Origin of the sequence: Pseudomonas sp. Pf153, assembly GCF_001269775.1 — a bacterium.
Classification (GTDB): domain Bacteria; phylum Pseudomonadota; class Gammaproteobacteria; order Pseudomonadales; family Pseudomonadaceae; genus Aquipseudomonas; species Aquipseudomonas uvaldensis.
On record NZ_LHVL01000019.1, the window covers coordinates 1 to 23,777 of the forward strand.

At 60.7% G+C, this 23,777-nt stretch carries 16 protein-coding genes, 1 other RNA gene and 1 pseudogene; 10 read left to right on the plus strand and 8 right to left on the minus strand.

Annotated elements, in window-relative coordinates; translation table 11 throughout:
• Nucleotides 1–254, plus strand: a pseudogene (locus AD666_RS26710) (IS110 family transposase); the annotation flags it as partial.
• 66 nt (nt 255–320) lie between these two features.
• Here the strand turns inward: AD666_RS26710 and AD666_RS15040 are convergent.
• Nucleotides 321–1,511 carry a benzoate/H(+) symporter BenE family transporter gene (locus AD666_RS15040; RefSeq protein WP_053153271.1) on the minus strand — a complete coding sequence of 397 codons (1,191 nt, stop codon included), beginning with the start codon at nt 1,509–1,511 and terminating at the stop codon, nt 321–323.
• A 343-nt stretch (nt 1,512–1,854) separates the two neighbouring features.
• Between AD666_RS15040 and AD666_RS15045 the strand changes: the two genes are divergently transcribed.
• Nucleotides 1,855–2,619 (plus strand): GntR family transcriptional regulator, encoded by a 765-nt coding sequence (locus AD666_RS15045; protein WP_053153273.1) that lies wholly within the window; start codon nt 1,855–1,857, stop codon nt 2,617–2,619.
• A gap of 133 nt (nt 2,620–2,752) precedes the next feature.
• Here the strand turns inward: AD666_RS15045 and guaD are convergent, their stop codons facing one another.
• From guaD to xdhA, 4 genes are all read right to left on the minus strand, one after another.
• Nucleotides 2,753–4,057 (minus strand): guanine deaminase, encoded by a 1,305-nt coding sequence (gene guaD, locus AD666_RS15050; RefSeq protein WP_053153278.1) that lies wholly within the window; start codon nt 4,055–4,057, stop codon nt 2,753–2,755.
• A gap of 21 nt (nt 4,058–4,078) precedes the next feature.
• Complete coding sequence (xdhC, locus tag AD666_RS15055; RefSeq protein ID WP_053153283.1) at nt 4,079–4,915, minus strand: xanthine dehydrogenase accessory protein XdhC; 837 nt, start codon at nt 4,913–4,915, stop codon at nt 4,079–4,081.
• Nucleotides 4,916–5,028: 113 nt separating this feature from the next.
• Nucleotides 5,029–7,425 (minus strand): xanthine dehydrogenase molybdopterin binding subunit, encoded by a 2,397-nt coding sequence (gene xdhB / locus AD666_RS15060; protein WP_053153286.1) that lies wholly within the window; start codon nt 7,423–7,425, stop codon nt 5,029–5,031.
• On the minus strand, nt 7,418–8,872 hold the full coding sequence (gene xdhA, locus AD666_RS15065) for a xanthine dehydrogenase small subunit (RefSeq protein WP_053153289.1): 1,455 nt from the start codon (nt 8,870–8,872) through the stop codon (nt 7,418–7,420). The genes xdhB and xdhA overlap by 8 nt, the downstream gene beginning before the upstream one ends.
• Before the next feature lie 369 nt (nt 8,873–9,241).
• Between xdhA and AD666_RS15070 the strand changes: the two genes are divergently transcribed.
• The 7 genes from AD666_RS15070 to AD666_RS15095 all read left to right on the plus strand — a co-directional run bounded on the left by AD666_RS15070 (nt 9,242) and on the right by AD666_RS15095 (nt 19,346).
• On the plus strand, nt 9,242–9,901 hold the full coding sequence (locus tag AD666_RS15070; RefSeq protein WP_053153292.1) for a GntR family transcriptional regulator: 660 nt from the start codon (nt 9,242–9,244) through the stop codon (nt 9,899–9,901).
• A 2-nt stretch (nt 9,902–9,903) separates the two neighbouring features.
• Nucleotides 9,904–13,392 carry a chromosome segregation protein SMC gene (gene smc, locus AD666_RS15075; protein ID WP_053153295.1) on the plus strand — a complete coding sequence of 1,163 codons (3,489 nt, stop codon included), beginning with the start codon at nt 9,904–9,906 and terminating at the stop codon, nt 13,390–13,392.
• A 206-nt stretch (nt 13,393–13,598) separates the two neighbouring features.
• Complete coding sequence (zipA, locus tag AD666_RS15080; RefSeq protein ID WP_053153298.1) at nt 13,599–14,441, plus strand: cell division protein ZipA; 843 nt, start codon at nt 13,599–13,601, stop codon at nt 14,439–14,441.
• A 148-nt stretch (nt 14,442–14,589) separates the two neighbouring features.
• Complete coding sequence (ligA, locus tag AD666_RS15085) at nt 14,590–16,953, plus strand: NAD-dependent DNA ligase LigA (RefSeq protein ID WP_053153301.1); 2,364 nt, start codon at nt 14,590–14,592, stop codon at nt 16,951–16,953.
• A gap of 110 nt (nt 16,954–17,063) precedes the next feature.
• Complete coding sequence (locus AD666_RS15090; RefSeq protein WP_053153303.1) at nt 17,064–18,224, plus strand: putative zinc-binding metallopeptidase; 1,161 nt, start codon at nt 17,064–17,066, stop codon at nt 18,222–18,224.
• 120 nt (nt 18,225–18,344) lie between these two features.
• An RNA gene (ffs, locus tag AD666_RS26080) (signal recognition particle sRNA small type) lies at nt 18,345–18,441 on the plus strand.
• 254 nt (nt 18,442–18,695) lie between these two features.
• Nucleotides 18,696–19,346: a Pr6Pr family membrane protein gene (locus AD666_RS15095; RefSeq protein ID WP_053153306.1), complete on the plus strand. Its 651-nt coding sequence runs from the start codon at nt 18,696–18,698 to the stop codon at nt 19,344–19,346.
• 122 nt (nt 19,347–19,468) lie between these two features.
• Here the strand turns inward: AD666_RS15095 and AD666_RS15100 are convergent, their stop codons facing one another.
• Both AD666_RS15100 and AD666_RS15105 read right to left on the minus strand, forming a co-directional pair.
• Complete coding sequence (locus AD666_RS15100; RefSeq protein ID WP_053153309.1) at nt 19,469–20,353, minus strand: hypothetical protein; 885 nt, start codon at nt 20,351–20,353, stop codon at nt 19,469–19,471.
• 181 nt (nt 20,354–20,534) lie between these two features.
• Nucleotides 20,535–20,849, minus strand: coding sequence for a helix-turn-helix domain-containing protein (locus AD666_RS15105; RefSeq protein ID WP_053153312.1), 315 nt, complete (start codon nt 20,847–20,849; stop codon nt 20,535–20,537).
• A 331-nt stretch (nt 20,850–21,180) separates the two neighbouring features.
• On the opposite strand from AD666_RS15105, the gene AD666_RS15110 reads away from it, so the two are divergent.
• Nucleotides 21,181–22,923, plus strand: coding sequence for a bifunctional diguanylate cyclase/phosphodiesterase (locus AD666_RS15110; RefSeq protein ID WP_053153315.1), 1,743 nt, complete (start codon nt 21,181–21,183; stop codon nt 22,921–22,923).
• On the opposite strand, the gene AD666_RS15115 is transcribed toward AD666_RS15110, so the two are convergent.
• A complete protein-coding gene (locus AD666_RS15115; protein WP_053153318.1) occupies nt 22,875–23,639 on the minus strand; it encodes an ABC transporter substrate-binding protein in 765 nt (254 codons plus the stop codon). The two genes, AD666_RS15110 and AD666_RS15115, sit on opposite strands and share 49 nt — an antisense overlap.
• Nucleotides 23,640–23,777: the final 138 nt, after the last annotated feature.

Consider the following 23,777-nt stretch of genomic DNA (forward strand, 5'->3'; position numbering starts at 1 on the left):
AAAAGAATGGCCCCCGGTATCTAACCAAGAAAGGCGATCCAGAGATAAGGCGCTTAGCTCACATCGCTGCGATGACGGCCTCTCGCTCGCCTAGATGGAAACCCTTCTACGAGTCATACCTGGCAAGAGGCTTTTCAAAAACTCAGGCATTGGTGGTGCTTGCCCGTAAGCTCTGCCGAGTTGCATTCGCTCTGATGAAAAATCAGAGCGAATACCAGCCGAAGCCGATGTTGCAGGGTTGCCCTGCAACATAGAATCTCCCACAGAGAGCCTGAGCCCCCTGTGGGAGCGGGCTTGCTCGCGAAGTTCTTAAAAGGCTTTCAAGCGCTGCGCCAATTGAGGATCAGCAAGGTCACCACCCCCGCCACGATTCCCCAGAACGCCGAACCGATGGAAAACAGGGTCAACCCCGACGCTGTGACCATGAAGGTGATCAGCGCCGCTTCCCGTTCCCTGGCTTCGCTCATGGCGATGCTCAAACCGTTGATAATCGATCCGAACAACGCCAGCGCCGCGATGGACAGCACCAGTTCCTTGGGCAGCGCCGCGAACAATGCCGCCAGCGTCGCGCCGAAGACCCCGGCGATGCCGTAGAAAACCCCGCACCAGACCGCCGCCGTATAACGCTTGTTGCGGTCCTCGTGAGCGTGTGGCCCGGTGCAGATCGCTGCGCTGATGGCCGCCAGGTTGATTCCGTGGGAGCCAAAAGGCGCCAGCAGCAAGGAGGCGATGCCGGTGCTGGTGATCAGCGGCGAGGCCGGTACGTGGTAGCCGTCGGCCCGCAGGACCGCGATGCCCGGCATGTTCTGGGAGGTCATGGCCACCACGAACAGGGGGAGACCGATGCTGATGGTGGCCGCCAGGGAAAAGTGCGGCGTGGTCCAGACCGGCGTCGCGACTTCCAGGGCAAAGCCGCTGAAGTCCAGCAGACCCATCAGGCCTGACAGTGCGGTGCCGATCAACAGCGCCGCGAGCACGGCGTAGCGGGGCGACAATCGCTTGAAGATCAGATAGGTGAAGAACATACCCAGCACCAGGCCGGTGCGATGCTGCGCAGCGACGAAAATCTCACTGCCGATCTTGAACAGGATCCCGGCCAGCAATGCCGCCGCCAGCGATGCCGGAATGCGCTTGACCAGCCGTTCGAAGCTGCCGGTCAGGCCGCAGATCGTCACGAGCACTGCGCAGGTGATGTAGGCACCGATGGCTTCGCCATAACTCACACCGCCCAGGCTGGTGATCAACAACGCCGCGCCGGGCGTCGACCAGGCGATGGTGATCGGCGTGCGGTAGCGCAACGACAGCCCGATGGAACACACCGCCATGCCGATGGAAATCGCCCAGATCCAGGATGAAATCTGACCACTGGTCAAGCCGGCGGCCTGGCCGGCCTGGAACATCAGCACCAGGGAACTGGTGTAGCCGGTCATCATGGCGATGAACCCGGCGACGATGGCCGAGGGTGAAGTATCGGCCAATGGACGAAGTGGCGCGGTCGTGACTTCGGTCATGGTGGGCGGTGATCCTTGTTATAGATTGAGTGCCTGTAGGAGCAAGGCTTGCCCGCGATCCAGGCGATTCGGTCTGTCAGAGAACTGCGTGATCGTTCATCGCGGGCAAGCCGTGCTCCCACAAGCTTTGCCCACAGCAGTTGCCACAGGTTCGAGGGTTTAAGCCTAAACTCAACGCAGTGGGCGATTGCGATACAGCCATGCCCGCAAACGGCCGTACAGTCGTGTTGCCATCAGAGGTTGTGTACAATCGCCGTGATTTTTACGCGATACTTGCCAGCGACCTGCTGTGCCGTATTACAGTCACGGTCAATTCGCCGCAGTTTTCCCGACTCGAGTGCCCATGAACGAACAGTTGCAACCCCTCAAGAAACAACCGCGAGCAGGCAAAGCCGGCCGCAGCGGAACCCAGGACGATATTGTCTATGCGCATATTTTCGAGGCCATCCTCGAACAGCGCCTGGCGCCCGGCACAAAGTTGAGCGAAGAGGCACTGGGGGAGATTTTCGGAGTCAGCCGCACGATCATCCGTCGTGCGCTGTCACGCCTGGCCCATGAAGGCGTGGTGCTGCTGCGGCCCAATCGCGGCGCCGTCGTCGCCAGCCCGAGTGTCGAAGAAGCTCGCCAGGTATTCATGGCCCGGCGTCTGGTGGAGCGGGCGATCACTGAACTGGCGGTGCAGCACGCCACCGCCGAGCAATTGGCTGAGTTGCGCCAGATGGTCAGCGACGAACGCGACAGCTTTTCCCGTGGCGACCGTGGCGCCGGTATCCGCCTGTCGGGCGAGTTCCACCTCAAACTGGCCGAAGCGGCGAAGAACGCTCCGCTGATCAGCTTCCAGCGCAGCCTGGTGTCCCAGACCTCGCTGATCATCGCCCAGTACGAAAGTGGCAACCGCTCCCACTGCTCCTACGACGAACACACCCAGTTGATCGACGCCATCGAAGCCCGGGACGCCACCCTGGCGGTGGACCTGATGATGCACCACATGGATCACATCGACAGCAAGCTCAACCTCGACGAGGAAGGCGCTTCCGATGACTTGCATGCGGTGTTCTCGCATTTGATGCAGAGCAAGAAGCCGGGGCGGTCGACCGCTAAGCTCTGAGTGAATCAGTGATGCTGAATCGCGCCCTTCGCGAGCAAGCCCGCTCCCACATTCGACCGCGTTGTTAAGCTATACGCCGAACAAATGTGGGAGCGGGCTTGCTCGCGAAAGCGGTCTGACAGACGAAAAAACTCTACCGTTGATGCACCAACCGCCCCGCCGCGTAGGTCTGCGCCACCGTCCGGTCATCCCCCAGGGTCATCAGCACGAACAACCGCTCGGCAATGTCTTGCGCCTGCTTGAGCCGATAGCTCAGCAGCGGCGTGGCGTGGTAGTCCAGCACCAGGAAATCCGCGTCGGTGCCCGGCTGCAAGGTGCCGATCTTGTCTTCCAGGCGCAGGGCCCGGGCACCGCCCAGGGTGGCCAGGTACAGGGATTTGAACGGGCTCAGCCGCGCGCCTTGCAACTGCATCACTTTGTAGGCTTCATTCAGGGTCTGCAGCAGCGAAAAGCTGGTGCCGGCGCCGACATCGGTGCCCAACCCCACATTCACTTTGTGTTTCTCCGCCATCGGCAGATTGAACAGGCCGCTGCCCAGGAACAGGTTCGAGGTTGGGCAGAACGCGATGGCCGAACCGGTTTCGGCCAGGCGTGCGCATTCATCGTCACACAGATGCACGCCGTGGGCGAACACTGAGCGCTCGCCGAGCAGTTGATAATGGTCGTAGACGTCCAGATAGCCTTTGCGCTCGGGGAACAGTTCCTTGACCCACTGCACTTCCTGAAGGTTTTCGCTGATGTGGGTCTGCATGTACAGATCCGGGTATTCCTGCAGCAGTTGACCGGCCAGGGTCAGTTGCTCCGGAGTGCTGGTCGGCGCGAAGCGGGGGGTGACGGCGTAATGCAGGCGACCCTTTGCGTGCCAGCGCTCGATCAGCGCCTTGCTCTCGATATAGCTGGATTCGGCCGTGTCGGTCAGGTAGTCCGGGGCGTTGCGGTCCATCATCACCTTGCCGGCGATCATCCGCAGGTCGAGTTTATCGGCCACTTCAAAAAACGCATTCACCGATTGCGGATGCACGCTGCCGAACACCAGGGCGGTGGTGGTGCCGTTGCGCAGCAGCTCCTTGACGAAGATATCGGCTACGGCTTCGGCGTGGGCCTGGTCGGCGAACTGGCTTTCGCAGGGAAAGGTGTAGGTGTTGAGCCAATCCAGCAGTTGTTCCCCATAAGCACCCACCATGCCGGTCTGGGGCAGGTGGATGTGGGTGTCGATGAAGCCGGGTGTGATCAGTGCGTCCGGGTAATGGGCTATTTCAATGCCCGCCGCCAAGGTCGGCAACAGGTCATGGGCGTGGCCGATGGCGCTGATCCGGCCGTTTTCCACCACCAACAGACCGTCCTCGAAATATTCATAGGACGCTTCGAGACCGACTTCGGCCGGGTCGGCGAGGCTGTGGAGCAGGGCGGCGCGGTAGGCTTTGCGTGTCAGGGGCATGAGCTTGTCTCAATTGAGGTATCAACGCTGGCTGCGGCGTGAAGCCGGCAGCAGCTTGGCGATGGGTTCGGCGCGTGAGGTGTGCTGGCCAAAATCCGCGTTATAGGTGGCAATGATCTCGCCGGCGATGGAGATAGCGATTTCAACGGGCAACTTGCCTTTGACCTCGCCGATCCCCATCGGGCAGCGCATGCGCTGCAAGGTGCTGCTGTCGAAGCCTCGGTCGCGCAGGCGATGTTCGAACTTGACCCGCTTGGTCTTCGAGCCGATCAGGCCGAAGTAGGTGAAGTCGTTGCGCTTGAGGATCGCCGCGCTCAGTTCCAGATCCAGCTGATGGTTGTGGGTCATGACGATGCAGTAGCTGCCAGGGGGCAGTTCGTCGACCTCATCCAGCGGGTCTTCAGTGACGATCTTGTGCACGCCGTGGGGCAGGTGTTCGGGGAACTCCGCCTCCCGCGAGTCGATCCAGCGCACCCGGCACGGCAGACTGGCCAGCAGCGGCACCAGCGCCCGGCCGACATGGCCGGCGCCGAACACGGCAATCTGTGCCTGCACCTGGCCCATGGGTTCGAACAGCAACACCGTGACGCCGCCGCAGCACTGGCCCAGGCTGGCACCGAGGCTGAAACGCTCCAGATGCGTGTTCTGCTGGCCGCTGGCGAGCATCTGCCGGGCGATCTCCATGGCCTTGTATTCCAGATGTCCGCCACCGATGGTGTCGAACGCCTGGCTGGCGCTGATGACCATTTTTGAACCGGCATTACGCGGCGTGGAGCCCAGCTCTTCGATGATCGTCACCAGCACGCAGGGTTCACCGCGGGTTTGCAGGTCGGCGAGGGCGCTGATCCAGTTGTACATGTTCACCTCGACATCTGGGTTGTTCGTTCTGGCGTCTTCGCGAGCAAGCCCGCTCCCACACGGATCGTGTTCCTCTGTGGGAGCGGGCTTGCTCGCGAAGGCCGCGCCGTGGTCTAGAGCGAAGCCAACTCGGTTTCAGCTTCTACAGCCTTTACCTTCAACCCGCGCATCTGCTCACACCCCCACAACACCCGCTCCGGCGTCGCCGGGGCATCGATCTTCGGTTGATGCCGGTAATCCCCCAGGCTCGCCACAGCGTCCTTGATGGCACACCATGCGGCGATGCCGAGCATGAACGGCGGTTCGCCCACGGCCTTGGAATGGAACACGGTGTCTTCCGGGTTCTTGCGGTTTTCCACCAGCCGGACCCGCAGGTCCAGGGGCATGTCCGCCACGGCCGGAATCTTGTAGCTGGCTGGGCCATTGGTCATCAGCTTGCCCTTGTCGTTCCACACCAGTTCTTCCATGGTCAGCCAGCCCATGCCCTGGATGAAGCCGCCCTCGACCTGGCCGATGTCGATGGCCGGGTTCAGCGAGGCGCCGACGTCATGGAGGATGTCGGTGCGCAGCATCTTGTACTCGCCGGTGAGGGTGTCGACGATCACCTCGGCGCAGGCTGCCCCGAACGCGTAGTAGTAGAACGGCCGGCCACGGGCCTGGCTGCGGTCGTAGTAGATTTTCGGGGTCTTGTAGAAGCCGGTGCTGGACAGCGAGACCTGGGCGAAATACGCCTGCTGCACCAGCGCTTCAAAGGTCAGGATGTGATCGCGTACTCGCACATGGCCGTTATGAAACACGACGTCTTCTTCGCTGACTTTGTACTGGCGCGCCGCGAATTCCACCAGGCGCCGCTTGATGGTTTCGGCGGCATTCTGCGCGGCCTTGCCGTTCAGGTCGGCGCCGCTGGAGGCGGCGGTGGGCGAGGTGTTCGGCACCTTGTCGGTGTTGGTCGCGGTGATCTGCACCCGGTCCATTTCCACTTGGAACACCTCGGCCACCACTTGCGCGACCTTGGTGTTCAGTCCCTGGCCCATTTCGGTGCCGCCATGGTTCAGGTGGATGCTGCCGTCGGTGTAGACGTGGATCAGGGCACCGGCCTGGTTGAGGAAACTGGCGGTGAACGAAATGCCGAATTTCACCGGCGTCAGCGCCAGGCCTTTCTTCAGGATCGGGCTATTGGCGTTGTAGCGACGGATCGCTTCGCGGCGTTCGGCGTACTGGCTGCTTTCTTCCAGCTCGGCGGTCATTTCTTCGAGCATGTTGTGCTCGACGGTCTGGTAATAATGGGTGACGTTGCGTTCGGTCTTGCCGTAATAGTTGGCCTTGCGCACGGCCAACGGATCGAGCCCCAGGTGGCGGGCGATGGCATCCATCACTTCTTCGATGGCGACCATGCCCTGGGGGCCGCCGAAGCCACGATAGGCGGTGTTCGAGGCGATATTGGTCTTGCAGCGATGGCCGTTGATGGTCGCATCGCCCAGGTAATAGGCGTTATCGGCGTGGAACATTGCCCGGTCGACAATCGAAGCCGACAGGTCCGGCGAGCAGCCACAGTTGCCGGCCAGTTCCAGAGCGATGCCCTGCAGGCGCCCGGTGCTATCGAAGCCGACGTCGTATTCGATGTAGAAGGGGTGGCGCTTGCCGGTCATCAGCATGTCTTCGACCCGGGGCAGGCGCATCTTGGTCGGTTGGCCGGTCAGGTGAGCGATCACCGCGCACAGGCACGCCGGGCTGGCAGCCTGGGTTTCCTTGCCGCCAAAGCCGCCGCCCATGCGGCGCATGTCCACCACGACTTTGTTCATCGACACGCCCAGCACTTCGGCCACCAGCTTTTGCACTTCGGTGGGATTCTGGGTCGAGCAGTAGACGAGCATCCCCCCGTCTTCGGTGGGCATCACCGAGGAAATCTGGGTTTCCAGATAAAAATGCTCCTGGCCGCCGATGTGCAGCGAGCCCTGGATGCGATGCTCGGCGTTCGCCAGCGCCGTGGCCGAGTCGCCGCGCTGATGGGTGTGGCTGTCGAGCACGAAGTGACGCTTGCGCAGTGCTTCGACCACATCCAGTACCGGCTCCAGGTCTTCGTACTCTACGATGGCCGCCATCGCGGCCTTGCGAGCGGTTTCCAGGTCTTTTGCAGCGACGGCCAGCACCGGTTGGCCGACGAACTGTACGTCATCAATGGCCAGCAGAGGGTCGCCGGGCAGCAACGGACCGATGTCCTTCAGGCCCGGGATATCGGCATGGGTAATGGCGATGCGCACGCCTTCGAAGGCGTAGCAGGGCGTGGTATCGATGCGCAGGATCCGTGCGTGGGCGCGGTCCGACAACCGGGCATAGACGTGCAATTGGTTGGGGAATTCCAGGCGGTCATCGATGTACTGCGCTTCGCCGGACACGTGCTTGGCGGCGCTGTCATGCTTGACGCTGCGGCCCACGCCAGTGGTCAGGTCACGGGCGAACAACTCGGCCAGTTCAGCCTGGGTCTTTTCTACGGCGTGATGGTTAGACATATGCGGTCACCCGAGTCTCGATGTGCGGCGTTTGCAGTTCGATGAAGTATTTGCGCAGCAGGTTGCGGGCGCTGAGCAGGCGATACTCCTTACTGGCGCGGAAGTCCGACAGCGGTGTGAAGTCCTCGCCGAGGGCGGCGCAGGCGCGTTCGATGGTGTTTTCGTTCCACGGGGCACCGATCAGGGCCGTCTCGCAATGGGTAGCGCGCTTGGGCGTCGCGGCCATGCCGCCGAAGGCCACGCGGGCGTCGCGGACCATCCCCTTGTCGATCCGCAGGTTAAAGGCAGCGCATACGGCGGAAATGTCATCGTCCAGGCGCTTGGACACTTTGTAGGCACGGAAGGCCTGCCCGGCGCTGGCGCGGGGCACGATGATCTTCTCGATGAATTCGCTTTCCTGGCGGGCAGTGACCCGGTACTCGATGAAGTAATCCTCCAGCGCCAGCGTGCGGCGGGCCTGCCCCTTGCACAGCACGATCTGCGCACCGAGGGCGATCAACAGGGGAGGAGCGTCGCCTATCGGCGAAGCGTTGCCGATATTGCCGCCCAGGGTGCCCTGGTTGCGGATCTGCAACGAAGCGAAGCGCTGCAGCAGTTCGCCGAAGTCCGGGTATTCGGCTTTCAGGACCTCATAGCAATCCGATAGCGTGGTGGCGGCACCGATCTCCAGACGGTCGTCGAACCGTTCGATGCGCTTGAGTTCGGCGACATTGCCTACGTAGATCATCACCGGCAGGGGGCGGTGGAACTGGGTGACCTCCAGGGCCAGGTCGGTACCGCCGGCCAGCAGCCGCGCTTGCGGATAGGCGTCGTAGAGGTCGGCCAGGTCGGCGACGGTCAACGGCACCAGGCAGCGTTTGTCGCCGCTGTTGAGTTCGCCGGTCTCCTTCGGTGCGATGGCTTTGAGGCGGGCGATGGTTTCGGCTTCGCGAGCATCGAACTGGTCCGGTTGCCTGCTGCAGCAGACCTGATCGGCGGCGGCCAGGATCGGCCGGTAGCCCGTGCAACGACACAGATTTCCGGCCAGGGCCTCATGAGCTTGGTGGATGTCGGCGTGCTCGCTGTTCTTTTGCAAGGCAAACAGCGACATCACAAAACCGGGGGTACAGAAGCCGCATTGGGAGCCATGGCAATCGACCATGGCCTGCTGGACGCTGTGCAATCGGCCTTGATGCTTGAGGTCTTCGACCGTGATCAGTTGTTTGCCGTGCAGGGACGAGACGAAGGTCAGGCACGCGTTGAGGCTGCGGTAGCGGATGCGCTCCTGGCCATTTTCATCCGTGTCCAATTCGCCGGTCACCACGGTACAGGCACCGCAGTCGCCGCTGGCGCAGCCTTCTTTGGTGCCGGACTTGCCGACATGCTCACGCAGGTAATTGAGCACCGTCAGGTTCGGGTCCAGGGTGTGCTCGCTTCGGAGTTCCTGGTTGAGTAAAAACTGGATCACGGAAGGCCTCGCAGATTCATTATTGTTGTATCGACGTGGGCTGAATTTATCAGCTCTGACTTTTCGGTCAATAATTTTTTGACTTAAAGGTCAGGAAAATTCCTTTTGTCGATCAACCAGGGTGTTCATACCCTCAGTATGTACGCTCTTTGGGAGCAAGCCTGCTCGCGATAGCGGTGGCTCAGCCAATAAATGAGTGACTGACCTGACGCCATCGCGAGCGGGCTCGCTCCCACAGGTTTTTTCCAGCGTGAACGGTTAAATTTTTGCTTATATCGTGCCAAAAACCCGGTGCAGGCCCTGCGCCATGACGTATCGAGTGCGCTACACTGCGCCGCTTGTGCAAATCGAAGAGTTTGAAGGACAACCATGACGTTCAAGGCCCCGGACAGCCTCGCCGAGCAAATCGCCCATCACCTCGCCGAACGCATCATTCGAGGCGAGATGAAGCCGGGAGAGCGCATCCAGGAACAGAAAGTGACCCTGGCGCTCAATGTCAGCCGTGGTTCGGTCCGCGAGGCCCTGTTGATCCTGGAGCGTCGCCACCTGATCGCGATCCTGCCGCGCCGCGGCGCCCACGTCACCGAACTCACCGAACACAATGTGCGCAGCCTCTGCACGATGATGAGCGAACTGTACATTCTGCTGGGCAATGCCGTGGCGCATGGCTGGCGGGAATCGGCCGACATGGCGCCGTTCCTCGAGATCCAGCAACGTCTCAAGGACGCCTACGCTCGCCAGGACATCCGTACCTTCGTCGATGAAAGCTTCAGCGTAATGCGTGCTGCCTATCCGTTCGCCAATAACCCGTACTTGCAGGAGACCGTCGAGAACCTGCAGCCGGCCATGAGCCGTGCGTATTTCCTGGCCCTGGAGCAACGCAAGGCGGAAATGAACGAGTACCTCGATCTGTTCGAGCGTCTGCTCGCCGCCGTGTTGGCCCGTGATCTGCCGCAGATTCGCACCGTGTTGACGGCCTACGCCCAGCGCAGTTGCGATCTGGTGGTTTCTGCCCTGACGGCGACCTGAACGTGCGACTCAAGTGCATCAAGCTGGCGGGGTTCAAATCCTTCGTCGACCCGACCACGGTGAACTTCCCCAGTAACATGGCGGCGGTGGTGGGCCCCAACGGCTGCGGCAAGTCGAACATCATCGACGCCGTGCGCTGGGTGATGGGTGAGAGCTCGGCCAAGAACCTGCGCGGCGAGTCGATGACCGATGTCATCTTCAATGGCTCCACCAGTCGCAAGCCGGTGAGCCAGGCAAGCATCGAGTTGGTTTTCGACAACTCCGACAGCACCCTGGTGGGCGAATACGCCGCCTATGCGGAGATTTCCATTCGTCGCAAAGTGACCCGCGACAGCCAGAACAGCTACTTCCTCAACGGTGCCAAATGCCGGCGTCGCGACATTACCGATATTTTCCTCGGCACTGGCCTGGGGCCGCGCAGCTATTCGATCATCGAACAGGGCATGATCTCCAAGCTGATCGAGGCCAAGCCCGAGGACCTGCGCAACTTCATCGAAGAAGCCGCCGGCATCTCCAAATACAAGGAGCGACGCCGGGAAACCGAGAACCGCATCCGTCGCACCCAGGAAAACCTCGCTCGCCTCACCGACCTGCGTGAAGAACTCGACCGCCAGCTCGAACGCCTGCACCGCCAGTCCGAAGCCGCACGAAAATACCAGGAATACAAGGGCGAAGAGCGCCAGCTCAAGGCCCAGCTCTCGGCCCTGCGCTGGCAAGCGTTGAACGAGCAGGTCGGCCAGCGCGAGGCGATCATCGGCAACCAGGAAGTCAGTTTCGAAGCCCTGGTGGCCGAACAGCGCAACGCCGATGCCGCCATCGAACGTTTGCGCGACGGCCATCATGAACTGTCCGAGCGCTTCAACCTGGTGCAGGGACGCTTCTATTCGGTCGGTGGCGACATTGCCCGGGTCGAACAGAGCATCCAGCACGGCCAGCAACGGCTGCGCCAATTGCAGGATGATTTGAAGGAAGCCGAGCGAGCGCGCCTGGAAACCGAATCCCACTTGGGTCACGACCGGACCTTGCTGCTGACCCTTGGCGAAGAACTGGACAGGCTGACGCCGGAGCAGGAGATCACCAGCGCCGCCGCCGAAGAGGCCGCCGCGGCCCTTGAAGAGGCCGAGCTGTCCATGCACGGCTGGCAGGAGCAATGGGACCGTTTCAACCTGACGTCCGCCGAGCCGCGCCGTCAGGCCGAGGTCCAGCAGTCGCGTATCCAGCAGTTGGACACCAGCATGGAACGCCTGGCCGAACGTCAGCGACGCCTGGCCGAAGAGCGGGCGCTGCTCGCGGCGGACCCGGAAGACGCGGCAATCCAGGATTTGAGCGAACAACTGGCCGCCAGCGAGGCCACCCTCGAAGACTTGCAGGCCAGCGAAGATGCTCAGGTCGAACGCCTGGAACAGCTGCGTCAGGCCTTGCAGCAGGCATTGCAGAACCAGCAGCAGGCTCAGGGTGATTTGCAACGGCTCAACGGTCGTCTTGCCTCCCTGGAAGCCTTGCAGCAAGCCGCGCTCGACCCGGGTACCGGCACCGCGCAATGGCTGCGCGACCAGCATCTGGCCGAGCGGCCGCGCCTGGCCGAGGGCCTGAAGGTCGATGCCGGCTGGGAACTGGCGGTGGAAACCGTGCTGGGTGCCGATCTGCAAGCGGTGCTGGTGGACAACTTCGGTGGCATCGACCTGTCGGGCTTCACCCAGGGCGATCTGCGCCTGCTCAGCCCGGCCGGCGACGGCGTGCGGATTCCGGGTAGCCTGTTGGATAAAGTCGAGGCCCAGGTGGATCTGTCGCCGTGGCTGGGACAGGTCAAGCCGGTGGACAGCCTCGAACAGGCCTTGGCCTTGCGCGGGCAACTGGCAGCCGGCGAGAGCCTGATCAGCCGCGATGGGTATTGGGTCGGCCGGCATTTCCTGCGGGTGCGCAGGGCCAGCGAAGCCGAGAGCGGCATGCTTGCCCGGGGGCAGGAAATTCAGCGCCTGGGTGCCGAACGCGAGGAGCGCGAGGCCAGCGTTGAAGCCCTGGAAACCGAATTGCAAAACCTGCGGGCGCAGCAGCGTCAGCAGGAGAACGGCCGCGAACATCTGCGTCGATTGTTGCAGGACGAAGCGCGTCAGCAGGGTGAGCTCAAGGCCCAGTTATCGGCCGGCAAGGCCAAGGTCGAACAACTGACCCTGCGTCGCGCTCGCCTGGAAGAGGAAATCGCCGAGCTGGGCGAGCAACGGGCACTGGAGCACGAGCAGATCGGCGAAGCGCGCCTGCAATTGCAAGAGGCTCTCGATGCCATGGCGGTGGATACCGAACAGCGTGAGCTGTTGCTGGCCCAGCGTGACAGTTTGCGCGAGCGCCTCGACCGAGTGCGCCAGGAAGCCCGTCAGCACAAGGACCATGCCCATCAGTTGGCGGTGCGCCTTGGCTCGCTGAAGGCGCAGTACGATTCCACGCGCCAGGCCCTGGAGCGCCTGGAGATGCAATCCGAGCGCCTGACCGAAAAGCGCGAACAGCTGAGCCTGAACCTGGAGGAGGGCGAGGCGCCGCTGGAAGAGTTGCGCCTCAAGCTCGAAGAACTGCTCGACAAGCGCATGAGTGTCGACGAAGAACTCAAGACCGCGCAGATCGCCATGGAAGACGCCGACCGTGAACTGCGCGACGCCGAGAAGCGCCGCAGCCAGGCCGAGCAGCAATCCCAGCTGATCCGCAGCCAGATGGAGCAGCAGCGCCTGGAATGGCAGGCCCTGACGGTGCGCCGCAAAGCCTTGCAGGATCAGCTGCTGGAAGACGGCTATGACCTCAATGGCGTGCTCGCCACCCTGGTGGCCGGTGCCAACGAGAAAGAGGCCGAAGAAGAACTGGAGCGCATCGCCGCACGTATCCAGCGCCTGGGGGCGATCAACCTGGCGGCCATCGACGAATATGAGCAGCAGTCCGAGCGCAAGCGTTATCTCGACGCCCAGGATGCCGACCTGGTGGAAGCGCTGGAAACCCTGGAAAACGTCATCCGCAAGATCGACAAGGAAACCCGCAATCGCTTCAAGGATACCTTTGATCAGATCAACGGCGGTTTGCAGGCGCTTTTCCCGAAAGTTTTCGGTGGCGGCAGCGCTTACTTGGAACTGACGGGCGAAGATCTACTCGATACTGGGGTGACCATCATGGCGCGTCCTCCAGGGAAGAAGAACAGCACCATTCATTTGCTCTCCGGCGGTGAAAAGGCGCTGACGGCGTTGGCTCTGGTGTTCGCCATCTTCAAACTGAATCCGGCGCCGTTCTGCATGCTCGACGAGGTCGATGCACCGCTGGATGACGCCAACGTAGGCCGTTACGCACGGCTGGTAAAGGAAATGTCCGAAACGGTGCAGTTCATCTATATCACCCACAACAAGATCGCCATGGAAATGGCCGATCAGTTGATGGGGGTGACGATGCACGAACCGGGCTGTTCGCGGCTGGTGGCGGTGGATGTCGAGGAGGCCATGGCGATGGTGGACGCCTAGCGCGAGCGGCGGCAAGCAGGGTGGTTTTGAGCTTGTGACTTGCCGCTTGTAGCTTGTGGCTGTTGGTCATGCTAGTTTAAGAGCAATTTTTTTCTGTTCGTGGGCAAAACGCCATTCAGAACATAGAGTTGGCGCCACGTTTTAAAGCGGTTTGCAAATAGCTAAGCCCCTTATTTTTCAGCATTTTTATAGAGGCACGGGATTACATGGAAATCGGTCTGCGCGAGTGGCTGATCGTCATCGGCATCATTGTCATTGCCGGTATTCTTTTCGACGGCTGGCGTCGCATGCGCGGCGGCAAGGGCAAGCTCAAGTTTCGCCTTGACCACAGCCTGTCGAACCTGCCGGATGAAGATGACAATGCCGAACTGCTGGGCCCGCCCCGGGTGCTGGACACCCACAAGGAGCCGCAGTTGGATGAGCACGACCTGCCTTCGGTGAGTGCGCCGGTGCGTGAACCTCGGGAGTCGGGTTCCAAGCGTGGCAAGCGCAACAGCGAGCCGTCCCAGGGCGACCTGAACCTGAACCTGGATCTGGACGGCGGGCCGAGCTTCAGCAGCCGCGATGACTTCCCGGACGAGGGCAAGGCCTCCAGCAGCGACAAGGAACAGGCTCAGGCCGAAGAAGTATTGGTCATCAGTGTCATCTGCCGCGATCCGGGCGGCTTCAAGGGCCCGGCATTGTTGCAGAACATCCTGGAAAGCGGCCTGCGTTTCGGCGAGATGGACATCTTCCACCGCCACGAAAGCATGGCCGGCAACGGCGAGGTGTTGTTCTCCATGGCCAACGCCGTCAAGCCTGGCGTGTTCGACCTGGACGACATCGACCACTTCAGCACCCCGGCGGTGAGCTTCTTCCTCGGTCTGCCTGGCCCGCGGCATCCCAAGCAAGCTTTCGACGTCATGGTCGCGGCGGCGCGCAAGCTGTCCCAGGAGCTCAACGGCGAGCTGAAGGACGACCAGCGCAGCGTGCTGACGGCCCAGACCATCGAACATTACCGCCAGCGCATCGTCGAATTCGAACGCCGGGCGCTGACGCAGAAGCGCTGACAGATGAAAAAGCTCTCGCGGGATGAGAGCTTTTTGTGGCGAGGGAGCTTGCGCCCGCTGGGCCGGGCTGGCGCTCCAGTGCGAAGCGCCCCGCCATGATTGAAAACAGAGCAGCTTCGGCTGCTCTTTTGTTTTATGAGAGAACACCATGAATGCCGTCGAAACCCGCATCCTAGAACTGCGTGCAGAGCTGGATCAGCACAACTACCGCTACCACGTCCTCGATGAGCCGACCATTCCGGACGCCGAGTACGACCGGCTGTTCCATGAACTCAAGGCCTTGGAAGAACAGCACCCCGAACTGGTGACCAGCGATTCCCCGACTCAACGGGTTGGCAGCGTAGCGCTGTCGGCGTTCAGCCAGGTGCGTCACGAAATTCCGATGCTCAGCCTGGGCAACGCCTTCGATGAGAACACCATGCGCGAATTCGACCGCCGGGTGACCGAGGGCCTCGACCTGCCTCTGGGGGATCTCTTGGGTGGCGGTGCCGCGGTGGAATACAGCTGCGAGCCGAAACTCGATGGCCTGGCGGTCAGTTTGTTGTATCAGGACGGCTTGCTGGTGCGCGGTGCCACCCGGGGTGACGGCACCACGGGCGAAGACATCAGCGTCAACGTGCGCACCGTGCGCAACATCCCTCTCAAGCTACAGGGCAGCGGCTGGCCGCCCGTGCTGGAAGTGCGGGGCGAGGTGTACATGTCCAAGGCCGGTTTCGAGCGGCTCAACGCCTCGCAGTTGGAGACAGGCGGCAAGACCTTTGCCAACCCGCGCAACGCAGCGGCCGGCAGCCTGCGCCAGCTCGATTCCAGGATCACCGCCAACCGGCCCCTGGAGTTCTGCTGCTACGGCATCGGCCAGGTGACGGCGGACATCGCCGATACCCACATTGGCAACCTCAAGCAGCTCAAGGCCTGGGGCCTGCCCATCAGCCGCGAACTGAAACTGGCCCATGGCATCGACGAGTGCCTGGACTACTACCGCGACATCGGCGAGCGGCGCAACGCGCTGCCGTATGAAATCGACGGCGTGGTGTTCAAGGTCAACAGCATCGCCTCCCAGCGCGAGCTGGGTTTCCGTGCCCGAGAGCCGCGCTGGGCCATCGCCCATAAATTCCCGGCCAGCGAAGAACTCACCGAATTGCTGGACGTCGAGTTCCAGGTCGGCCGCACCGGGGCGGTGACGCCTGTCGCACGGCTCAAGCCGGTCAAGGTGGCCGGCGTGACCGTGGCCAATGCCACGCTGCACAATATGGACGAAGTGGCGCGCCTGGGGCTGATGATTGGCGACACGGTGATCATCCGCCGCGCCGGGGACGTCATCCCGCAAGTGGTACAGGTGATCACCGAGCGCCGTCCGGATGACGCCCGGTCGGTGGACGTGCCCAAGCAGTGTCCGGTCTGCGGCTCCCACGTGGAGCGCACGCAACTGATCAAGCGCAGCAAGGGGCGTGAAACCGTCAGCGAAGGCGCGGTGTACCGCTGCGTCGGACGCCTGGCCTGCGGGGCGCAGCTCAAGCAGGCGATCATTCACTTTGTGTCGCGCCGGGCCATGGACATCGAAGGTCTGGGGGAAAAGAGCGTCGAGCAATTGGTGGACGAGGGCTTGGTCGGCTCGCCCGCCGACCTCTATGCGCTGACCTTCGAACAAGTGGTCGACCTGGAAGGGTTCGCCGAACTGTCGAGCAAGAATCTGTTGGCGGCCATCGCCGACAGCAAGAAGCCGAGCCTGGCGCGTTTCATCTTCGCCCTCGGCATCCCGGACGTTGGTGAGGAAACCGCCAAGGTTCTGGCTCGCTCCCTGGGTTCGCTGGAGCGCGTGCAGGCGGCCTTGCCCCAGGTGCTCACCTATCTGCCGGACGTGGGCCTGGAAGTGGCCCACGAGATTCACAGCTTCTTCGAGGACCCCCACAACCGTCAGGTGATCGAGGGTCTGTTGCGCCATGGCCTCGATATCCAGGACCAGGGCGAGCTGGGCGCCGAATTCTCCGCCAGCACTACCCTGGGCAGTTTCCTGGACAAGCTGAACATCCCCTCGGTAGGGCCGGGCGGGGCGCAGAAACTGGCGGACAAGTTCGGCTCCCTCGAAGCGGTCATAAGCGCGGACTGGCTGGACATGCGCCAAGCCCTGCCGGAGAAGCAGGCCAACGCCGTGCGGGATTATTTCGCCGTTGCCGAAAACCGCCAGCAGGCCGAGGCCGCGGAGAAGCAACTGCGGGACTTCGGCATGCACTGGCAGAGCGAGAAGAAAGTTGTCGAAGGGTTGCCAGAAGCAGGGCGTACCTGGGTGCTGACCGGGTCCCTGGAGCTGATGAGTCGCGATGTCGCCAAGGACAAGCTTGAAAGCCTGGGCGCCAAGGTGGCCGGCTCCGTGTCGGCGAAAACCCATTGCGTGGTGGCCGGGCCGGGCGCGGGTTCGAAACTGGCCAAGGCCAACGAGCTGGGGGTCAAGGTGTTGGATGAAGCGGCGTTCGTGGCATTTCTGAACAAGCACGGTATCAACGTTCAGGCATGAGCAATGTATGAGGCTTCCCTTGCCACGGTTCCAGCGCAGATGAAGCAGCGTGTGGGAACGATCAGGAGCAGGCAATGATCTAGTCTTGCAGGCTCCAGGGAGAGATCGCCATGTTCCGCTTCTTCGAACAGCTGAGTTCACGCATCGCCGCGCCGTTCGTGGGCGACCGTTCGCGCAACAGCAAGGTCTGGCCGTGTCGCTGCGGCCAATCCTTGTTCTTTCGCAACAGCCAGTGCCTGGCCTGCCTGGCGGCGTTGGGGTATCAGCCGGAGCAGAGCCGACTCTCGTCCCTGCAGCCCGGCGAGCAACCGGGCACCTGGACGTTGGACGCCGATCCAGAGGCCGGGCTGTTCCGGCGCTGTGCCAACCTCGACACGCCGGCAGCCTGTAACTGGCTGTTGCCGGCCAATGACCACGACACCCTGTGCATCGCCTGCAGCCTGAACCGCACCATCCCCGATCTGTCGATTCCGGAAAATCCCGAACGCTGGCGCAAGGTCGAAACCGCCAAGCGCCGTCTGGTGGCGCAGCTGATTACCCTTGGTTTGCCGGTTGTCCCTAAAACCGTCGATGAAAACATCGGGCTGGCTTTCGATTTCATCGGCGTCGACCCCGACGGCACGCCGCCAACCACCGGCCATGCCAGCGGCTTGATCACCCTCGACATCAAGGAAGCCGATGACGCCCACCGCGAACATGTCCGCCAGCAAATGCGCGAGCCGTATCGCACCCTGCTGGGGCATTTTCGTCACGAAGTGGGGCATTATTATTGGGATCGGCTGATCGCCAACAGCCACTGGATCGAGGCGTTTCGCGGGCTGTTCGGCGACGAGCGCGCCAGTTATTCCGACGCCCTGGAACGACATTACCAACAAGGGGCGCCGCAGGATTGGCAAACCCATTACGTCAGCGCCTACGCCACCATGCATCCCTGGGAAGACTGGGCCGAAACCTGGGCCCACTACCTGCACATGGTGGACGCGGTGGACACAGCCCTGGGTTTTGGCATGAGCGCCCGGGAACTGGATTTCGACTACCAACCGTTCCCGCCCGAAACCCTCTTCGACCCCGAACACACCGAAGGCACGGCCTTCCTCTCATTCGTCAATGCCTGGATCGAACTGGCCGGCATGCTCAACGAACTGTCCCGCAGCATGGGTCAACCGGACTTCTACCCGTTCGTTCTCCCGTCGACCGTCATCACTAAACTGCATTTCATCCATCTGGTGATCCAGGAAGAGGGCGGGCGGGCGGATGAGGTGCTGTTGTAGCTTCCATGGCAAGTACTTGAACACCTTCGCTTTTTTAATCCGTCCCGAACGGTTGTAACTTCCCGTCAGATAGGTACAATGGCGCGGCTCGCCGTCAGGCGGGCATCGTTATGGTGACCCCATCGGTCCCCCCGCAACGATTACCCGTGAACCTGGTCAGATCCGGAAGGAAGCAGCCACAGCGGGAACATTGTGTGCCGGGGTGTGGCTGGTGGGGTTGCCTCCATAGCGCCAAAGAACGTCCAAGCCTGCATTCGCGAGGCTTTTTTTCTTTATATCTTCCTTTTTTGATCGAGCCTCGCTCGATGTATCGTGCTGTCCGAGCCATGACCATCGGTCGGAACTGTCATAACTGACAGTAGAATCCACTGCCACCCTTTCCTACGGTCTCGCTCAACCGGCAGCCTGTCATGAATGCCCCTCCTTCGGGACTTCGCAGTCGCAGCTGCCACGTAGCCGGAGGGCAACGTGATGAGCGACGACATGGCGTTAACGCAAAGGCGGGGTAATGCGACTGTGATGCTGGCAGCTGTGCTGGCATGGTTTGCCCTGTTCCTTCAACTCTGCCTGATCATGATTTCGCGATGGCAGGGCGACAAAAGCCTGCTGGGTGGCCTGGACATCTTCTTCAGTTATTTCACGATACTCACCAATATCCTGGTGGCGGTGGTGTTGACCTGTGCCGCGACCACGGGGGATTCGGCGCTGCGGCGTTTCTTTCTGCAGCCCTCGACACAAGGCGGCGTGGCGGCCGCGATTGTGTTGGTCTCGATCGCGTACAACCTGCTGCTGCGCAACGTGTGGGATCCCCAGGGCTGGCAATGGCTTGCCGACGAGCTGCTGCACGACGTGATGCCGGTGGTGTTCGTGGTTTATTGGTGGTTCTGCGTACCCAAGGGGCTGCACTGGAGCAATATCTGGCCGTGGTTGCTGTATCCGCTGGCCTATTTCAGCTATGTCCTGATTCGCGGAAGCTTCGTTGGCGCCTATCCCTATCCATTCATCGAAGTGGATCTGTTGGGGTATGCACAGTCGATTGGCAATGCGGCGATGATGCTGCTGGGATTTGTGGTGGTGTCTTTGGTGGTGGTCGCGGTGGATCGAGTAAAAGGTGGCCGCTGAGTCGTGTCTTGTCAGGCGGCTGGTCGCTCAAGATAGGGCAGTCATACCATGATGTTGTCGATGGGTTGACTGCCTCTGTCTCATTTCTCAAATCTTGATTTCGAAACATTTCAGGGCTGTTGTCATATCCCGAAGCATATATTGGGGGTGCCAGAACTGTATTGTCTGATATCGCATGCCCGGCAATTATGTGCTGTTATGGTTATTTCAACGCTTCTGCTGTTTTTTTCATGATTAAACTGGATCATCGCAAAATTTTCCAGGAAGCCATCCTCGATAAGAAATGTCGATATACCCTCGGGATAAAGATTTTGCATGTCGTTGGTAAGAGCATAACTGCCACCAGAGGAAGCTAAGGCGCCTAAGATACGCCTATCCACCTTGATCAGTTTGTTGGTGTCAAAATTCATCTGATGGAACATTCCGGACTGATGGGCTCCTCTGAAGAAATACATGTTGCTGTTGGTGGTAAAGGTAAAATACTGATTGTTCGGGATAACGATGGATTTTTTTCCGGTTGCAGAAACAGTTTGAGTGTCTACAGTCGTCGTTTGATAATGGATGTAACGCATGGATGGTTCGAATTTTTTCTTATTGGCTGGAGCAGGAGTCTCCGACTCGCCTATGATCAAAGCAACGCAGGCTATGATATCGTCATAAAAAAAGCCTTCAAGCTCAACCCGCGCATTCGGGGTCATCGCCGTATAAGCTACTTCACTTCCGTGTTTGTCCAACCTGAAGACACATTTCAGCGAGGGACCGGTTATGGTCAATAAAGTTGCTGATTCGGAAATGTAGGCGACTTCAAGGTCGTATTTGTTCTGACGTATTTCGGTGGTTGTCTGAAATGCTATGCTGCCACCCTGCCATTGGTCGATAAGCATGTAGGCAGGGTTGGTCAAACTGGTTCTGGTGTAAAGGCTTGGGGATAGCGCCAGTATTTCGTTAGTATGCGCCACGATGATGAAGGGGGTTTTGTTTGACGCGCTTATTGAGTGCTTATTCATTTTTATCACCTGAATGTTGGATTGCGAGGTTTTATCTTCGAGTCATAGGCGTTCGGTAATAGAAGATTGTCTCGCGCTCCATTTGGCCTGCGCAGGTTTGAAGTAACTACTGTTAACTCTTACAGGCCGGACGAACGGCGACTGTCCAAGTTACGACAGAAAACGATGTCAATATTTCACGTCAAGGCTTGGATAACGCCTGATCAACCGCAGCGATCAACTTCCCGAGGTCCTTCGAGGTGGCTCTGTGTATGACGCCAAACAGGTAGGCTCGCTGTTCGTCTTCGTCGTTCATGTCGGCGAAGAAGGCCTTCAATTGCACGTTCAGGACGTTGGCAAGCAGGAACAGGGCTTCGATGCTGGGGGTGTAGGTGCCGGTTTCGAAACGGCTGATGGTTTTGGGGTCAAACCCGGCCCTTTCACCCAGTTCAGCCTGAGTCAGCCCCGCTACTTTGCGATAGCGTCTGATGGCTGCACCCAAGCTCGAAATTTGCATCGCTCAATTCCCATTTAGAATCAAGAACTTAACGATAGATTTTTGCATTAGGCAACCGCATGTTCCATCACCTTGCTTTGCAAAATGTGATGTGTTTCGTAGAATCTGGCTTTGGCACGTGGCTTTGATGGCCTGTTACAGACACCGGGATGTGCGAAAAGATGGGCGTTGCGTTTATTGTGGCGACGAACGGTAGAAGCCTGACCCTCTCGCCTGTACCGCCTGCGCCCCACCTGATTGCCCGGTGTCAGATGCGGATGGGTTTTCGCCGCTCCGCAGGTGCTGCAACCGCGCGCGACAGATGAGCCATGATTCATGGATGACTGCTTCGATGGATAAGAAGTACCGCAGAGCCGTTGATGCAGCCGTTGTTTTTTCCGAAACCGATTTGTGCGGGCGTATCACCTACGTCAACGATCAGTTCTGTCAGCTCTTCGGCTATCGACGCGATGAGTTGCTGGGGGCCAATCATCGACTGCTCAATTCCGGTCATCACCCAGGCGAATTCTTTGGCGCGATGTGGAACACCATAGCCCTGGGGCAGGTCTGGAAGGGGGAAATCTGTAACCGGGCCAAGGACGGTACGTTGCACTGGGTCGATACGACGGTGGTACCGGTCTCGGATGAGGCGACGGGGCAAATCGAGCGCTATCTGGCGATTCGCTTCGATGTCAGCGAAAAGCGTCGGCAATTGCATGCCCTGCAATGGCGGGTCGGGCACGATGTGCTGACCGGACTGCCCAACCGTACTTACCTGTCTGACTTGCTGGATGAGGCCCTGGCGTTTTCCCGGGCGGAGGATATTCCGCTGGCGGTCTGTATGCTCGACCTGGACGGTTTCAAGGCCGTCAACGATGGGCACGGCCATGCCAGTGGCGATCGGCTGCTGGTGGAGGTAGCCAGGCGGCTGCGCAGTATCGTGCGGGGTGAAGACGTGGTCGCCCGGCTGGCCGGGGATGAGTTCGTACTGGTGTTGCGCCACGTGCGCGGGCTGGATGAGTTGCGTGGGGCGCTGAACCGCGTGTTGATCGCCGTCTCGGCGCCGTATGCCATTGATGGCAAAAGCATCAAGGTCTTTGCCAGCATTGGGGTCACGTTGTTTCCTGGGGACGACGAGGACGCCGAGACCTTGTTGCGTCATGCCGACCAGGCGATGTACGTGGCCAAGCAAAGTGGCCGCAATCGTTTCCATTTGTTCGATGTATCCCGGGACAAGGAGGTGCGAGCCACTTATCAGTCTGTCGAACGGGTTCGCCAGGCGTTGGCTGGCAACGAATTGCGGCTGCATTTCCAGCCCAAGGTCAATATGCGTAACGGCACCGTGGTGGGGCTCGAAGCGCTGCTGCGCTGGAAACATCCGCAACGCGGTCTCGTACCGCCCCGCGATTTCCTGCCGTTGGTGGAAGAAAACGACCTGATCGTCGAGATCGGTGAATGGGTCATGGAACAGGTCATGGCCCTGTTGCAGCAGTGGCTGCAAGCGGGGCAGGGGTGGCCGGTGAGTATCAATATCTCGGCGCGGCATTTCCAGCGCACGGACTTCGTCGAGCGGCTGCGGCAGGTTTTGGAGCGGTACCCGACGGTGTCGCCGCGCCTGCTGGACCTGCAAATCGTCGAATCCGTCGCGGTGGAGAACCTTGCGCACGTCAGCGCCTGCCTCCAGGCTTGTCAGGCCCTGGGCGTAGGATTTTCACTGGGGGGCTTCGGTACGGGGCATTGCTCGCTCAATGACCTCAAGCACCTGCGCACTCAGACCATCAAGATCGATAAGACCTTCGTGCGCGATATTCTCGAAAACCGCGACGACCTGGCCTTGACCCGGGCCGTAATCGGCCTGGCTCAGGCGTTTGGCCGCCAAGTGGTGGCCGAGGGGTTGGATAGCCTCGAACATGGGCAACTGTTGTTACGACTGGGCTGCGAAGTGGCCCAGGGCTATTTCATCGCCCGGCCTATGCCGCCCGAGCAAATCCCGGGATGGGTGGCCCGGTTTGTTCCGCCACCGCAATGGAAGCAGCGACCCGGCCTTCAAGGTGCATCGGTTTCGGCCTCCGATTCGGCGTTGCGACCGGTATAGAGCTGGATGATCGCGTCGATTTCCCCTGACGCTTTCATTTTTTGCAAGGTGTCCAGGATGCGTTGCGCCGGAATGTCAGGGTCCTTGCGCAAGTAGCAGTTCAGCTCCTGCTCCTGGAGAACGGCCACCCCATGCAGCTGGCGGTCAGCGGTATGCCGTTGGTTGAACCAGTCCAGCGCCCATTGATTGCTGACACCGTAGCGATAGCGACCGGCGAGTAACTTCGCCAGCACCTGTTCCTGGCTGCGGGCATCGTCGCGCCGCAGCTGGCCGCTGTCGAACAGCGGTTGCAAGGTCGGGTAGGTATAGCTGAGTACGGTACCGACCGGCTGTTGTGTCAGGGCCGCCGGTGACACGCTTGCGGGCGCGCTGGCCGTGCCGACGAGCAAGTCACGCTGGAAGAACAGCGGGACACTCCACAGGTAATCGTCCCTGTCATCCACCCAGGTGGGGCTGACGTAACATCGTATATCGACCTCGCCGTTTCTCATGGCAGCGCTCAGCCGGGCGCGGGACAGGACGTGAAACTCCGCCGGCATCCCCACCTGAGTCGCCAGGCTGGTCATGACGTCAGGGAGTATGCCCTGGGTCGGGCGGCCACGTTCGATCTGCACCATGGGCATGGCCCAGCCATCGGTAATGGCGAAGCGCAAGGGTATTTCGGCAGCGAGACAACTGGTACTCCATAACAGCAACGCCCCCAAGGTCCCGTGCATAAACTCTCCTGATCCTGCAAACCGTGTCGACAACCGAGCCCTTAAACACAGCTTAGTCAGATTAGACGAGCGCATCGGATGCAATTTCGCCCCTGCTCCGCTAGCATTAGCCGCTTCTGTTCCTTCGTTGCGACGGTT

Coding starts and splice junctions, on each gene's coding strand:
- ligA (WP_053153301.1), top strand. CDS start 14,590: ATGAATGCCGTCGAAACCCGCATCCTAGAACTGCGTGCAGAGCTGGAT.
- AD666_RS15040 (WP_053153271.1), bottom strand. CDS start 1,511: ATGACCGAAGTCACGACCGCGCCACTTCGTCCATTGGCCGATACTTCA.
- AD666_RS15095 (WP_053153306.1), top strand. CDS start 18,696: ATGAGCGACGACATGGCGTTAACGCAAAGGCGGGGTAATGCGACTGTG.
- AD666_RS15100 (WP_053153309.1), bottom strand. CDS start 20,353: ATGAATAAGCACTCAATAAGCGCGTCAAACAAAACCCCCTTCATCATC.
- xdhB (WP_053153286.1), bottom strand. CDS start 7,425: ATGTCTAACCATCACGCCGTAGAAAAGACCCAGGCTGAACTGGCCGAG.
- zipA (WP_053153298.1), top strand. CDS start 13,599: ATGGAAATCGGTCTGCGCGAGTGGCTGATCGTCATCGGCATCATTGTC.
- AD666_RS15105 (WP_053153312.1), bottom strand. CDS start 20,849: ATGCAAATTTCGAGCTTGGGTGCAGCCATCAGACGCTATCGCAAAGTA.
- AD666_RS15045 (WP_053153273.1), top strand. CDS start 1,855: ATGAACGAACAGTTGCAACCCCTCAAGAAACAACCGCGAGCAGGCAAA.
- AD666_RS15070 (WP_053153292.1), top strand. CDS start 9,242: ATGACGTTCAAGGCCCCGGACAGCCTCGCCGAGCAAATCGCCCATCAC.
- AD666_RS15090 (WP_053153303.1), top strand. CDS start 17,064: ATGTTCCGCTTCTTCGAACAGCTGAGTTCACGCATCGCCGCGCCGTTC.
- AD666_RS15110 (WP_053153315.1), top strand. CDS start 21,181: ATGGATAAGAAGTACCGCAGAGCCGTTGATGCAGCCGTTGTTTTTTCC.
- guaD (WP_053153278.1), bottom strand. CDS start 4,057: ATGCCCCTGACACGCAAAGCCTACCGCGCCGCCCTGCTCCACAGCCTC.
- AD666_RS15115 (WP_053153318.1), bottom strand. CDS start 23,639: ATGCACGGGACCTTGGGGGCGTTGCTGTTATGGAGTACCAGTTGTCTC.
- xdhC (WP_053153283.1), bottom strand. CDS start 4,915: ATGTACAACTGGATCAGCGCCCTCGCCGACCTGCAAACCCGCGGTGAA.